General features: G+C 64.7%; 13 protein-coding genes. 9 read left to right on the top strand and 4 right to left on the bottom strand.

Annotated elements, in window-relative coordinates:
- Nucleotides 1-10: 10 nt before the first annotated feature.
- The gene (locus NE2_RS34735) at nucleotides 11-190 is read right to left on the bottom strand and encodes a helix-turn-helix transcriptional regulator (RefSeq protein WP_084493816.1); all 180 of its coding nucleotides are present in this window, start codon (nucleotides 188-190) and stop codon (nucleotides 11-13) included.
- Nucleotides 191-1822: 1632 nt separating this feature from the next.
- On the opposite strand from NE2_RS34735, the gene NE2_RS05395 reads away from it, so the two are divergent.
- The gene (locus NE2_RS05395) at nucleotides 1823-2161 is read left to right on the top strand and encodes a histone-like nucleoid-structuring protein Lsr2 (RefSeq protein ID WP_063024382.1); all 339 of its coding nucleotides are present in this window, start codon (nucleotides 1823-1825) and stop codon (nucleotides 2159-2161) included.
- 1125 nt (nucleotides 2162-3286) lie between these two features.
- Nucleotides 3287-3856, top strand: a complete 570-nt coding sequence (locus NE2_RS05400; RefSeq protein WP_063024384.1) for a hypothetical protein — start codon at nucleotides 3287-3289, stop codon at nucleotides 3854-3856.
- A 20-nt stretch (nucleotides 3857-3876) separates the two neighbouring features.
- On the opposite strand, the gene NE2_RS05405 is transcribed toward NE2_RS05400, so the two are convergent.
- Together NE2_RS05405 and NE2_RS05410 are read right to left on the bottom strand one after the other, a co-directional pair.
- A complete protein-coding gene (locus tag NE2_RS05405) occupies nucleotides 3877-4440 on the bottom strand; it encodes a hypothetical protein (protein WP_063024386.1) in 564 nt (187 codons plus the stop codon).
- Nucleotides 4441-4593: 153 nt separating this feature from the next.
- A complete protein-coding gene (locus NE2_RS05410) occupies nucleotides 4594-4953 on the bottom strand; it encodes a hypothetical protein (protein WP_146165151.1) in 360 nt (119 codons plus the stop codon).
- 51 nt (nucleotides 4954-5004) lie between these two features.
- Between NE2_RS05410 and NE2_RS05415 the strand changes: the two genes are divergently transcribed.
- Nucleotides 5005-5388: a hypothetical protein gene (locus tag NE2_RS05415; protein ID WP_063024390.1), complete on the top strand. Its 384-nt coding sequence runs from the start codon at nucleotides 5005-5007 to the stop codon at nucleotides 5386-5388.
- Between the two features lie 412 nt (nucleotides 5389-5800).
- A complete protein-coding gene (locus NE2_RS05420) occupies nucleotides 5801-7177 on the top strand; it encodes an MmyB family transcriptional regulator (protein ID WP_157110921.1) in 1377 nt (458 codons plus the stop codon).
- Nucleotides 7178-7584: 407 nt separating this feature from the next.
- Here NE2_RS05420 and NE2_RS05425 read toward each other — a convergent pair whose 3' ends face one another.
- The gene (locus NE2_RS05425; protein WP_146165153.1) at nucleotides 7585-8319 is read right to left on the bottom strand and encodes a helix-turn-helix domain-containing protein; all 735 of its coding nucleotides are present in this window, start codon (nucleotides 8317-8319) and stop codon (nucleotides 7585-7587) included.
- Between the two features lie 257 nt (nucleotides 8320-8576).
- On the opposite strand from NE2_RS05425, the gene NE2_RS05430 reads away from it, so the two are divergent.
- From NE2_RS05430 to NE2_RS05450, 5 genes are all read left to right on the top strand, one after another.
- Nucleotides 8577-8849: a hypothetical protein gene (locus NE2_RS05430; protein ID WP_146165154.1), complete on the top strand. Its 273-nt coding sequence runs from the start codon at nucleotides 8577-8579 to the stop codon at nucleotides 8847-8849.
- Between the two features lie 175 nt (nucleotides 8850-9024).
- Nucleotides 9025-9777: a helix-turn-helix domain-containing protein gene (locus tag NE2_RS05435; protein ID WP_063024398.1), complete on the top strand. Its 753-nt coding sequence runs from the start codon at nucleotides 9025-9027 to the stop codon at nucleotides 9775-9777.
- A gap of 188 nt (nucleotides 9778-9965) precedes the next feature.
- Complete coding sequence (locus tag NE2_RS37415; protein ID WP_063024400.1) at nucleotides 9966-10718, top strand: hypothetical protein; 753 nt, start codon at nucleotides 9966-9968, stop codon at nucleotides 10716-10718.
- Between the two features lie 940 nt (nucleotides 10719-11658).
- A complete protein-coding gene (locus NE2_RS05445; RefSeq protein WP_106958370.1) occupies nucleotides 11659-13143 on the top strand; it encodes a CoA transferase in 1485 nt (494 codons plus the stop codon).
- Complete coding sequence (locus NE2_RS05450) at nucleotides 13140-14540, top strand: amidohydrolase family protein (protein WP_063024403.1); 1401 nt, start codon at nucleotides 13140-13142, stop codon at nucleotides 14538-14540. The genes NE2_RS05445 and NE2_RS05450 overlap by 4 nt, the downstream gene beginning before the upstream one ends.
- Nucleotides 14541-14584: the final 44 nt, after the last annotated feature.

Below are 14584 nucleotides of genomic sequence, written 5' to 3' on the forward strand. Positions count from 1 at the left end.
TCGACCTTTCTCATGGTTGTTGTTCCAGTTCCCGTAGCCAGTCGATGAAGTCGGCTTCGGGGTAGCGGACACGGCCGCCTTCGATGCGAATACACTTGGGGCCCTTGCCCTTTGCCCTCCAGTTGGAAAGGGTTCGCGGGCTGAGCCGAAGGCGTTCGGCGACTTCTTCGGGGGTCAGGTAGGCAGGCATGGATAAACTCCGCTATCGGTGGGGTCGGAAGCAAGGGCTGTCGAGGTAGCTGAAGGATTGCCCGAATGGTGTCCGCCCCCACAAAGCTCCGAGCTTTCGCTCGTCGCGAGTCGACGCCTTTCGAAGGCGGCAATAGCTCTTACAAGCGATTTCGCCATAGCCGGTTAAAGCGCACTGAAGGTCACCTCGGACTGCGAAGAACTCAATACTCGAATTCGCCGCCACCGCACTGGGAACTTGACTCGCAGCTCGACGGGCATAGACACAACAGCCTCCGTCGCAGGCGATCACGCCCCGGTGGCGTATAGCCCAGAGCTGACAGGCGAGATTGATACCCACCGAGAATTTGCGCGGGAACCTCTTCAGACAGTGTGAACACAGCAACTTCGTCTCCTGACGGATGTCACTGAGACCGCTGGTTCCTCGCGACTTCGAGATTACGATGCGCTGCGCGCATCCGCATCAATGAGACCGTCTTGTAATGAAGGCCGCACTCCCGGAGAGGCCAGCGGCGCGGTTCGACATGACCAGAAAGGGTCGCATCGGAACGGCTGGCCGGTGCCGGATCCGGCCACGAATGGCGGCCACTCAGCTTCGCTACCGAAGCGTTCCGGTAGACAAGAAAGGCATCCTCGGTTCGCAACACGACTGTGAACATCTACACTCATCAACGCCGCTATGCGCGGTCACGAAAAGCATTCCCCGGACCGAACATCGGATACCCATCGACCAAGAAAATGATTGAGAGATGTTCCTTAACCAATCACATTTGCCGTTGGCACTCGCTGTCCCCCAATGGCTTCATCGTCTAGCGTAACGTCGATCGCACATCACTCGTCCTCACCCGTTGACACTCAATAACACTGGCTGACAGTGTGTCGAAACATGTTGCGGGTCGAGTCTTTCGGCTGCATCGTCGGCAACCTCCCTCGCTTCCCGTTGACGGTCGTCCGGGCGGGGGCCGTCATCGAGCCGGGCCCGTGTCTCGTGTGATGGTACGGCGACCGGAGGCCGACTTATGCGGAGAGGAGGAGGTGTCGGCCCGATGCGGGACAGGAACGAACGGTGGCCTGCGCGTTGCAGGTCCGGCCGACCTCGGGGCGACATCAGGTCCGCCGGCATCTACCGGTTCCGCGGGATAGAGGAACTTTCCTGCGATTGCACCAAAATGATGACAAGCGGCCTTCAGCCTCGGAAGGCTGCGGGCCGCTGCTTTGAGTGCGGCTCAGGTGCCCCATCCCGAAGAGGCGCGGAAGCAGCGGAGCAGCACTCCCCCACACCCGGCCCGACGACTTCCACACAATGGAAATCGTCGCCGGCGCCAGCGTCAAATGCCTATGCCCACCCGCCGCACCCTACGGACAAAACATCCTCAACGCCGCACCATAAGACGAGTATTGCACCCACGGAATCGATAGAGCGACCGCCCATGTCGTCTTAATCATCCGGATCCAGTCCGTCCCGGCCAGCGTCGTCGGAAACTCAGGGCGGTATCGCCCTGGTCTACTGAGGCTCCACCGACGTACTTATTCGCGGACGTTCCACCCCGCCCTGGTTGTGCCGGATTTGTTGCAAGACCTACGGCGCATTAGCATTTCGCCACGTCACGTGTCGGCTGTTGAAAGGTGCTTCATGGCGAAGAAGGTCATTGTCGAGCTGGTGGACGACTACGACGGGAAGTCCAAGGCTGATGAGACGGTGCGCTTCGGCATCGACGGCGTGGAGTACGAGATCGACCTGTCCCTGAAGAATGCCGGGAAGCTGCGGGCAGCGTTCGAACCGTGGACCGAGCCTGCTCGGCGGGTCGGTCGGATCCCGCGGGGTAAGAGCAAGACGATCGAAACCCGGACCACCGCCGACAAGCAGCAGACTGCGGCGATTCGAGATTGGGCACGCGACAACGGATACGAAGTGTCGCGACGGGGACGGATTCACAAAGACATCGTCGAGGCCTACAACAAGGCTCACTGAAGCTGCCTTCGCAATGTCGACGCGGTGTGTCAACCCTGGTCGCGCCGAACCAGTACAGCCCGGTCGGCACTCGCCAGTCTTGGGTGAGCCCGATTTCCGGGGCCAGATCACCCTCACGGTCCACCTGCGCGCGGGCGATCGTGACTGTGCTGGCCGGGTTTCGGACGAGATGTGGGAACAGTAAGACTGATTCGTCCGCGCAGCTCGAATGCAGGGGCGCCGGCGTGAGGCAGTGTCCGCTGTCGTCGACGACTACGACCGCGGCGTTTGCGTCCGGTCTAGACCGTGTTCGCACAGCCACTGTTGTTGAGCGGTGGCAAGTCGTACTCAATGGATCATTAGCCAGTGCGGCCGCAGCTCGCCGGTGGAGTCAGAGCTGACCGGTGTGATCACGGAATCGGCATCACGAGGGACCGGACGGTGAGGACCCGCAGGGTTGCAGTCCTTCCCGGAGGCATCGACCAGCCGCCACAACGGGATCGAGATCCCAGCCACGCACCGAGAGGTGCTGCATACAGCCGCCACTCCGGTATTCAGACCGAGCACCATCGCTTTCCCGCAGTCGCCGCAAGGGATTCCAGGAAGTACTGGAGTCCGATCCGGCTCAACTGACGAGGGACAACACGTGCATCATCCAGCGGTCGTGCCCTCTGTGACTCCCACCGCGGAACTCAAAGGATTCGCGCACTTTTCCGGGGAAAACCATACCCGTTCCCAACTGCCGCCGTGAACATTCCATCCCTGCACCTGACAGCGTCAGTCGACCAGTCGACCACACGTGACAGGTCCCCGTAGGCGGCGCCGCACTCGAGCACGCCGAGACGCGACTCATACTTCACGGATTTGTGCAGGTCACGAGCAGGCATCCCTAGCCGGTTCAGATGATGTGCGCCACATTTGTGTCATAGATGCGGAGGTACCTGCCCGATGCGTGACACCGTTGTGCGTTTTACCTATCGACAGGCTCCGGATGGCGGTGTTCGATTGACGCAACCATCTCGATACCGGCTACGAGCAGAGACGTTGTTGCGCACCTGCGATCTTCCCGGCGCAGCGGCGGTCGGAGGGACTCGAAACCTCATGAGCGTCGATATATCGTGCCCCTCTTGCGGATACGACGATTGCGTGCAGAGCGTGCCTGCGATCCGGGCTTCCGGCACCGCCACGGTGTACGGCACTGGTTACTACACCGGCGTTGGTGTCGGCTCGGGTGGCCTACTCCCGGTCGCCGGGTCGTCGACGTTCGAGCAGACGTCGTCCACGGAGCTCGCTTCTTCTCTCGCGGCGGAGCCCAGTTTCCGTGGTGCTGGCCGGCTGACCTTTTGGGCCCTGGTTCTCGCACTGCCCGCTGTGGCCGTCGCCGTGATTGCGGTCGGTGGTGTCGTTGCCGAACCTCCGCGCGACATGTCGATTCTGTCCCTGATCATTGTCAGCTCGGTAGTCGTGCTGTTTCTTGCGGCGCCCTCGTTGTGGATGTTGTGGTCCGCCTTTCAACGGATTCGGCGATCTGCTCGGATTCGTCGCGGAGCGCCGGCCGCGTATGCGGTATGGCGCGCCGGTGTCTACTGCCATCGGTGTGGTGTGTGTTTTTGGCCGTTCGCGCCCGCGGAGGGAATCCCCGTGCGACATCCGGTTTTTCCTGGCACCTTTCAGTGGATCGTCTGGAACGCAGGCGGTTACGTGAACGACGCCTGATGCTAAGCCACCCTTGACCGCTATGGGACGACCCCGCCATCATGCGGCGGCGGCGATGGCATGACAGTCCCGATGTGCGGTCCGGCACTCGAACCGTGACTGTTCGGTCCTCGTTCTGATCGCGAGGGCGGCTGCGACTCCGCGGGTGATGGTTTGCTTCCCAGGTGTGGCGTCTGGTCAAGTGGTCCGGGCTCCGCGCGGCCGGCGGCGAGGAATTGACGCACGGCCTTGGTGCTGATTTCGAGTAGTTCGGCGATGTCGTTGGCATTGCATCCGTATTCGTCCATGCGTGTCACGGCTGCGGCCTGAGTCTCCTGGTGCACGGCGATGTCCGTGGCAGCGGTTTTGGTGATGTCGCGAATCTTGTCGCGCAGGGATTGGATGCGGCGGTCGCGGCGTCGTTCGATCGTCGCTATCGCCTGCCATGCAGACCAGTACTCGCGCACTGCGTCGGCGACGCCTTGTTCGCGTTGGCGTTCGGCGGCCCGTCGGCGCTCCAGCACATCACGCGAATGTTGCAGCCGCGCCGAAAGTTCACTACTGCCCTGTCCGCGCTGCGGCCCTGTGTTGCGGTCATCGTTCATCGCGGGATCTCCCAACGGCTGAGGAGATCAGTCGTGCCTCGCAGTTTCAACGATACAACCACGGTCCGGCCTCGCCCCTGGAGTCGGAGTAGGCCGTGAGCGACGTGTCCGCCGCGGACAGCTAAAACTTCGAACCAACACCCACGCTCAGCATCAAACTGCTGCTCTGCTGCCTTCCAGATGCGCCAGATCCCAGTATTCGGATGCATCCAATGCGCATGAACACCAAACATTTTCGGCATGCAGCGCGCTGGCCGCACCCGCGTTCATCGCCTCTTCTGCCGGCATCGATATGGGCAGCGAATCGCGGCGTGCGAGCCAGCCGACGCTGGAGTACCGGTTCGCTTCCTTCATCCAACGATAGGAGTCCGTCGTGACCGAAAGCCAGCTCGACGTGTCGCTGATATCGCATCGGCGGTATCTCGGTGTCTGTCCGATCTCGAGCCTGCGTTCGAACAGATCGACTGGGCCGAAGACGAAATCACCCGCGCGCAACGACGCCATCCGCGCCACCGCAACATCTTGTACCACTCGTTCGCGCTGTTGACACCTACCCATGACCGGATGCGCCAGGAATTCGTGTACCGCTCGCACTGCCGTGAACTGCTCGACCGCGTCGCCGCGAGCCTGTCCCCTGTTTCTGGGACCGCGGCCGAGGTTGCGCTCGCGATCATGCAGGCCAGCCAAAAGGCGCCGCTCAACACGGCCGCCTTCGGTCTCTACGTGCGCATGTGGATCCAGGCCGGATTCCCTCACCTGGAATCGGTGACCGGTTCGCACGAGCATTACGAAGCGATCGCGAAGTCCCGCATCGACGATCTCGAAGCCGAGACCCGCACCCGGCTGTCCGTGACCGACCGTGCCGTGGGGTCTATCGACTGCCCGGGCCGACACCACGGCCAACCGGCCGACGACTGCGAATACGCCCGTCCCAGCCTGGCCGCCTGAACGAACAGCCCCCCGCGTCAAGGCATCTCTTCATGACGCAGCGGCTCGGCCCTCGGCTCCTTTCGAATGCTCGCCGTTGTTCTTGTTTTGCCCTGTTCTTGTCCGTCTCCGTGCGCCGGTCGACTCCCTTGTCGGCCGGCGCTCTTTTCTGTTGTGGAGGGTGTGTGCGTTCATGACCGATCCGATCCTTGGCCCGCCGTGCGCGGTCTGTGACGGCGCGCCATCCGAAACGGAGCTGTGCATCGCGAATGTCGCTGTGTGCGAGTCGTGTTGGCAGCAACTGCCCCGCTGCGACTACTGCCGGACCCCGTCACTGCGTTTGACTCGCACCGCTGAGGAATCCGAGTTGTGTGCTCACTGCTTGTCCGGGTGGGCGGGGTGTCTGTCGTGCCGGCGGTTGACCGGCCCGCACTTGCGCACCGACACCGATGACCCGGTGTGCGCGCGGTGCGCGGGCGCGTTGTTCGCCGCGTGCTTCAGCTGCGGGCGGTTCAGTGCCGACAGCCGCTACATCTCCGGCGGGCACCGCGCCTGCCCCCGCTGCGCCAGCCGCTTCCACGCCTGCCCGGAATGCGGCACCCTCGTCCAACCCGGACACGGATGCGAGGGCTGCGCCCAGCGGGGGAAGGTGTGGAACTACACCTACCGCCCCGACCCCCGCTTCCACGGCACCGGCCCCCTCTACCTCGGGCTGGAACTGGAAATCATCGTTCCGGAACACCGTTTCGACACCTGCGCCGGTCTCGCCACCGACCAGCTCGGCGGCCTCGGGTACCTGAAACGCGATTCGTCCATCAGGCCGTCCGGGTTCGAACTCGTGTCGCATGAAAGCGCTCAGGGGAGAGAGCTTTTCACCATTTCCTGTATTCGCTGGCGCGAAAGTGTCGGCGTTCGAGGGGGTTTCATGACCACCACTCCCGGTTCACCCTATGCTCTACAGCCACCCGAGGTCGCCCGTTTGGCTGGTGATGTGCCGGTCCGCATTCCAACGCTCGGGTCCTGGCTACGGGTGATGCGCGAACACCGCGACCTGACCCGTGAGCAGGCCGGCCAGTACACACACGTCAGTGCCGCCTATCTGAAGTCGGTCGAGACCGGCGCCGCGACTCCGCGCCGCCACACCCTCGACAAGATCATCACCGGCTACGAACTGACACCGATCCAAAGCCGCCATACCATCGACCTGTGGGAACCCGCAGCCGTCCTGGCTCCACTGGACGAGCTGCGTGAGCGTATAGCGACTCCTGGTCGCCGGGCCGAGTTGGCGACGTGGGAGGCCCGGTCGATTACCTGCGGCTTCTGCGATCCTCTGTGGAACGTCGTAGCAGCCAACCGCCTGTTCCGCAGCATGTTTCCCGGCCTGGACCAAGCCGAGAACAACCTCGCCATCTGGCGCTTTTCGTCGCCCGGCGAACCCTCCCACCCGGGTACCGCTGCCGGTGGCGGTGGCGGTGGCGGTGGCGGTGGCGGTGGCGGTGAGGAGGATGCGCAGTTTTTTGTCGCGACGCTGCGCGCGGCGCTGGGCCGCTTCCGCCACGCGCCGGAGGGAGCCCGACTCCTTCAACGACTCGCCGCTAGTACGCACTTCGCCGCGCTGTGGCGTAGCGGTGTCGAAGTCGCCTACGACGGCGGTCCTTCTCCGCGCCGCTCGGGCGACCACAATGCGCCGGTCACCGTGCAAGTCGCCGAACTAATCGAAGAACCCGGAGTTCGGCTGTTCTTGGCGTATCGATCGCACACTGCTGGGCGTAGGGGCCCGGACGGCGTTGGGGCACAGCCTGTTTCATAGCGTGAAGGCGGTGCTGGTGTGTCGACCGATGAGCACCCAGACACCAAGGGTTTCGAGGATGCCGCGGATGTAGTGGCGGTTCCGCATGAACGTACCTACCCGGTCTCGGTCGGCGCGCGCGCTGCACAAGTCCGAAGCGTGGTATCTGCGGCAGCTGAAAGCCGGCACGCTGCCGGGACATCGGGCCGGGCGAACATGGGCTCTCACCGCCACCGACATCGCCGCCGCCATCGAACACACCGCCACCGACGCCACGCCGTCACAGCGGTCCACCTTGTCGCCGCCGCCGCTGCCGCGGCGGCGGCGACAAGGTGGACCCCGTGACGGTATGGCGTCACGGGACGGCGTGGCCCGGAGGGAAGACCACCAGGCATCCACCTGTTCCCTCCCGGGCCACGTTCATGCACTCACCCGCGCCAACTCTGGCGCTGCGGGGTGAGCTGCCCCTGCCACCACCCCACCCGAGGTGGAAACCGCAGCTCGGACGCGGTGAACGAGTAGTCGAGCGTGTCTCCTGTGCCGGGGTTGGTCATGCGTGTGCCGTAGATGTATTCGGCGGTGGCGGGGCGGGTGGTCCACAACGTCTCCCATTCCGGAACCCGACTGCAGACCTCGAGCAGCCGCTCCCGCTCACTGTCTGGCATCACACACTCGATCAGTGGCGCGGCACCCCAGATCAGGCCGTGGGCAATCGTGCGCCAGTCCTGCCCGAGCAGTTGCCTCGTCCACGGGTCGGCGACCAGCCATTCGTAGATACTCACACCGGCGCGCAGATGCATCAGGGACTCACACGCGCGGTTGGCGGCCACGATGCGGCCCATGACGGTGTTGAGGATGAACACCGGCACCGTGATCGCCTCGATAGCGCGAAGCTCCAGATCACAGGGCGCACTGTCGTCGGACCGCAGCCGCCCCTCCCGCGCCGACAGAAGCAAGCGAACGTTGTTCTCCTGAACTTCCAATGCTGCCAACACTTTTCGAATGTTCTCATCGACCAGCGGACGCTTCTCGAGCTCGATCTTCTTGATCGTGTCCGCCGCCAGCCCGACCCGCTGGCCCAGCTGGAACCGGTCCAAACCCAGTTGCTTCCTGCGCTTTTCGATGAACGCGCCGAGGTTCCTGAACCTCGCCGGTATTGTCATGGCTTCCTCCCCACCGATCGTGTGCCGCCACCGGGCACAAGTTGTCCCCGCTGCAACCGTTGACCCCCCGCACTGTGCACACAATGCTAGAGCGAGATCGCAAGCGCATACAGGCCGCAACCACACAATTCGGTGTGACTCCGGTCATGAATACACAGGGGTATATGCGTTTCGGCTGCCACACCGTCGAAGCACACCGTCGTGCAACGAATTTCGTTCGAAAGCGCCTACGGCGTAATGCGGGAGGGAATTGCATCATGAGTCCAGAGCGCCGGGAGTTGTTCTCATCCGACCTCGACCGCGGCTACCGAGTCGCGTCGCAGGTCAGCGACGCCGCGAACCTCATCCAAACCTACGCCGACACCGCCGACGACCTCGAATTGGCGGCATTCGTCCGGCAATTCGCCATGCAGCTGCGCACCGAATGCATGCTCCGCGACCGCGCCCAATTACTCACCGCCAAGAAACCACCCATGTCATGGACCGAATTCAGCGCTCGCCATCGCACCGACACCAACGAGCGGCATTGAAACACCAGTGATCGGTCACGGTCCAATGCGCGCGAACTCTATGACTATTCATATTTCAGATCCGGTCGAGACGGTGTCGGGGAGAGATGGAGACAGGCGGGTGAACCGAATACGCGGCCACAAAGACGGCAGGCACCCACCTCGACGCACCCGACGCGCCCGCGCCGCCGCACGGGTGGAGATACCGAACCTGCACATCTGGTTGGATCAGCTACGCAACGAGCGGGGCTGGTCACGCGAGATCGCCGCCGCTCGCGCCCGAATCAGCACGGCCTATCTTTTCAAAATCGAGCACGGCCGGTCCGTTCCCACCGTCGACACCCTGGCCAAGATCGTGCGCGGCTACGACCTCGATCCCGCCCAACGCCGCCACACCTACGACTTGTGGAACCCGCCCCAGCGGCTTCCGGCTGACGACGAACTACGGCACCAGATCGCAACATCCGAAGTCAACGCCCACCTCGCACATCTAGATGCCGCGCACATCATCTGCGCCTACACCACTCCCCTGTCGACCGTGCTCACCGCCAGCGACCGGCTGTATGCCGCGCTGCCCGGCCTCCGTCAGGCCGGCAACAACATCGCGCTGTGGTTCTTCCAGCCGACCGCGCGTGGGCTGCTCGTCGACTGGGATGACGAAGCACCGCACGTCGTCGCCGCGCTGCGTGCGGCCATCGGCCCCTACCGCCGCAGCCACCACGCTCGCGCCCTGCTGCACACCTTGGCCGCCAACCCGCACTTCGCCGAACTCTGGACCAGACATCCCACCACCGTCAGCTATGGCCGCCCGTCCGGCAAGCCGGTCCTACTGCGGCACACCGGTTCTCCCAATCCGGCCGCTATCTCATTGCAGATCAGCGAATTCCACAGCCCACACGCCATCCTCGTCGCTTACGCCATCAGCAACGCCAGCGCGGAATGCAGATAACGTCAGTGTCCCAACACGTTTCAAGGCAGAACACCATGCGCGTTTTCATGACCGGAATAGCTCACACCACCGGCGACCCGCGGCCCATCACAGACATAGAACCCATTGCCGCCGAGCCAAGACTGGTCGATGCCCTACATGAGGTCGGACTCGCCACCTACAGGCGCGCTCGCGACTCGCCCGTCGACATGGCCGCCGCCTGCATCGCGGAAACCCTCGACCAATCGCGGATACCGGCGTCTGGGATCGACATCCTCATGCTCGCCTCCTCCACCATCGGGTTCGGACAGATCGAAAACACCGAACTGCTGCAACTGAGTGAGCGTTTCGGACTCAGCCACGCCACACCGATCGGGATCTCGGCCGCCGAATGCGCCAACTTCGGCACCGCCTTACACCTGGCCCGGACCCTCGTCGCCTCCGGCGAGGCCCGCACCGTCCTGCTGGTCACCGCCGACGCCTGCACCGCACCCGAACAGCGCCTGCTCCGCCAAGTCAACTCCGTCATCAGCGACGGCGCCGCCTCCTGCCTCGTCACCACCGAACCCGCCCGCATCGAAATCCTTACCACCGCCACCGCCACCGACCAACTCATCCGCGCCGCCACCAACCCCGACACCATCGCCGCCCTCACCCGCCGCACCCTGCTCGGCCTTGTGGACGAGGTGCTGTCGCGTGCGGACATCGACCGCACCCAGATCCGGCAGGTGATCACCAACAACATCAACACCGAAGCACTACGGTTCATGACCCTGTCAGCCGGACTCGACCACAACCTCTGCTATGTCGACAACGTCGCCGACTTCGCCCACGTGCACTCCGCCGACAATCTACTGAACCTGCAGAGCTATCTCGAAGACGGCGCCGCGCCCGACCAGATCGTCCTCACCATCAGCCACGCCTTCGGCACGTGGGCACTCGCACTACTCAGCATCCGCTAACGATCGACCATGAGCGTCGAGCGACGTTGATCCTAGGCAGCTCGGGCATGGTGCCGCCCATGATCACCTCGGTGCCGCAACCGGGGCCCGCACCGACAAATAGCGTTCAGCCTGACTGGGTCAGTCCGTGACCACCGTCGCGGGGATCGGGTCGGCGCGAAGCGCCGGCGCACAGCTCGGATACCTCAGCACGGTCGCAAACTCCCGATAGTTCCCGGTCGCGAACGTACCGGCTTCGACCCAGTAGGTCGGCGGCCCGAACCGCCGTGGAGCCGCGAAAGGGCTTACCTGCCAGCGATCTTGTCCAGCCGTGCCTGCAGCACACGGCGCTGCGGGACCGAGAATCCGGAGGAGCCAAATTCGACGGCGATCTCACAGTACCGAACCGAAAACTCCCAAACTCACATCCGGCAAGGGCCACCCGAGACGGGCTCGGTCATGCCGAGTTTCGCACGTTCGACGCCGAGGGTGTGAAGGGCGCGGAACCCAATGGGCCCAGCACTTGGCCGCCACGCTGAGGTCAACTTTTTGCATACTCCGAGGGCGGCAGTCGATTGCCAGGCAAAATACGTTCAACGACCTTCCGATCGACTGTTGCTCCTGCCGGGCGGTGGGTGGCGACCAAGGTGAACTCATCAAGTCCGAGGATGCCGCTGCTGGAGCTCCCCGGCGCCAGGCCGAGGACGAGGAGCAGGCCGAAGTGCATGTTGTGTTGCTGCATTCTGCCGCTTGGATCAGGCAGGTAGCCCCGAGGCGCTGTCACCGCTGCCGTCATCGGCTTTTGATCTCAGCGGGGTCGTGCAGCGCGCCACAGCCCACGATGATGCCGCCGCATCCCACGGCCGGCTCAGTTCACTGCCCGACGCCGCGGTTTCCGCACTCTTCCACAACTTTTACGTAGGCTGGCACGGGCCCTTTCAACGCCCGATCGAATCGACATATGAACGAATCAGACATCGAACAGACCCGACCCGTACGCCACTGTGACGAGGCAGTGACGGCCGAGTCGGCCGATGCCATGCCCTTGTCCGGCGTAGCCATCGAGGCGCGGGGCGAGGGAGCGGCCGCGGAGCATGCCCGGCGCCTGCTCCAGGAGCTCGGCGCCCGCCCCGAGAACGACCGTGGACAGCGGCGCACGGTACTCGTCGATTCTCGTTCGGCGGTGCGGGCCTGGGCGGACTCCGGCGCGATGGCGCTCACCGGCCGGGCCGGCGGCCCGCCAATGGTCTCTCCCGGGGCGCCCGCCGCCGCGACCGGGGCCGCATTGGCTCTGTTGGCGGCATTGCGCCCCCCTGACGGGTCGAGCGCGCTGCCGTGGCCCGGGGTCGAAGTTCTCGGTGAACGTGCAGCCTTGTTCGGACGTGGTCGCAATGCGCCATGGTCGGTGGGGGGAGCCTTTCGAATGTTCCCGACTATGCACGGGTACCTGGGTATCTCGTTGCCACGACAGGACGACTTCGCTTTGCTGCCCGCCCTGGTCGAAGGTGAGGTCGGCGGTGCCCCATGGCAGGCGGTTGCCGAATGGGCGCGAACGTGTTCCGCCGAGGATGCGGCGGCACGCGCCCAGCTACTGGGAATCGCCGCCGCGGCGGTCCCCGACACCCCCGGAATGCCGCAGGACGAACAGTTCCGACATCGTGGTGGGCGCGGAATCGTCGTGCGGCCAGGCGGCTTTCGGCAACATCGCCGAGCCGAGCCGGTTGTCGTCGATTTGACCTCGCTGTGGGCGGGCCCCCTGTGCGCGCACCTGTTGGGCCGCACCGGAGCCCACATCGTGAAAGTGGAGAGCACGCGCCGACCGGACGGGGCTCGTTCCGGTTGCCGCGATTTCTTCGACCTGATGCATGCCGAACATGCTTGCGTGGCAATCGATTTGAACACCGCTGAAGGCGTCGAAACATTACAGCGTCTCATCGACGTCGCTGATCTGGTGCTGGAGGCCTCCCGGCCACGAGCGCTACGCCAGCTCGGTATCGATGCCGAGTCCGCGGTCGCGGGCGGCACGAATTGGCTGAGTATCACCGCCTACGGGCGAACGGGACCGTGGTCGGATCGAGTCGGTTTCGGTGACGATGTGGCCGCTGCGGCCGGAGCGGTCGTCTTCGACGGCTGCGAGGTGCTGCCCTGCGGCGATGCGTTGGCAGATCCGGTGGCCGGAGTGCACGCCGCGGTTGCCGCAGCCGCCGTATTGTCGTCGGACCGGGCGTTTCTGGTCGACCTGTCGATGCGCGACGTCGTCGCTGCCACCCTCCGCAATCGCGTCGAGCCCCACGAAGTGGTCAACGGCCCGGACGACCTCTGGCACGTGCGGACCGCGGACGCGGAATTTCCGGTCGCCGCACCCCGCGCCCGCCACGCACCGACCGCGGCCGCGGCACTGGGCGCCGATACACAGAAGACGTTGTCGCGGTGGTTGAGCGGATGAGCGTGTTGATCCAAGGCGCCGACGTAGCGGGGCGGCTGCTCGATGCCCGGATAGCCGACGGTGTGGTCCGGGAACTGGCAGCCGGGCTGGTTCCGCGGGCGGACGAGGACGTGATCGCGGCACATGGTGGCGCCCTGATTCCGGGTCTGCACGATCATCACATTCACCTGCTGGCCGCGGCGGCGGCTGCCGACTCCCTCGACTGCGGCCCGCCTCAGGTGCACTCGGCCGAACAACTTCGGCACGCGCTGCGCGACGTGAGCTCTCGGCTGCCGGCGGGTCACTGGATTCGCGGCGTCAACTATCACGAATCCGTGGCGGGAATTCTCGATCGCGCCATCCTCGATCGGATGATCGCCGACCGGCCTGTCCGAATCCAGCACCGCGGCGGAGCGCTGTGGACACTCAATTCGGCTGGTATCGCCGCACTCGGCAGCACCGTCGACACCAGCCCAGACGTGGAGCGCGATGCCGAAGGTGTTGCCACGGGACGGCTTTGGCGCTTCGACGCACGACTGCGCGAGGCACTCGGAACCTCCGAACCCGACCTCGCCGCACTTGGCACGCGGCTTGCCTCCTACGGAATCACCGGAGTCACCGATGCCACCCCCGATGAGGACGGCACCGGCCAGCTCACTCTCGGCGCCGCCGTCCGCGACGGCAGGCTTCGGCTGCGAGTCCACGTCCTCGGCGCGGCGGCGATCACACACCCCGTCTCAGGCCTGACCGCCGGACCACGCAAGTTACTGCTACATGACCACGACCTGCCCACCCTGCCCGAGCTCATCGCTGCTATCGAGTCCGCACGAGAAAAGGGACGGGCCGTCGCCGTCCATTGTGTGACCCGCGAATCGTTGCTGTTGACACTGGCCGCGCTGCAATCGACCGGGACGATGCCGGGCGACCGCATCGAACACGCCGCGATCATCCCGCCCGAGACGCGACGCGACCTTGCTCGCATGGACCTGGCAGTGGTGACCCAGCCATGTTTCATCGCAGACCGTGGCGATGAATACCTCGCCACCGTCGACGAACGTGACCATCACCTGCTGTACCCGTATGCGTCGCTGGTAGCCGCGGGAGTCCGAGTCGCCCCCTCCAGTGATGCCCCCTTCGGCGCAGCCGATCCATGGCACACTATCCGCGCCGCCGTCCGCAGGACCACCGGTTCGGGCGTGAGAGTGGCAGCGGCAGAACGCGTTTCGGCTCGAGTGGCCCTGGACGGATTCCTTTCCGCGCCCGACAACCCGGGCGGGCCGCCACGACGGTTGCACACCGGCTGCCCGGCAGATCTGTGCCTGCTGTCCGAACCACTGGGCGTCGCGCTGACCCACCCAGCCTCCTCGGCGGTCCGCGTCGTCGTGCAAGCCGGAGAGATCGTCTTCCGGCGGGGCTGACGAACCGATCCGGTCGGTGGTCGGGTCGGCGCCTCGCCCTCGGC

Source organism: Nocardia elegans NBRC 108235 (genome assembly GCF_001612845.1).
Lineage (GTDB): Bacteria > Actinomycetota > Actinomycetes > Mycobacteriales > Mycobacteriaceae > Nocardia > Nocardia nova.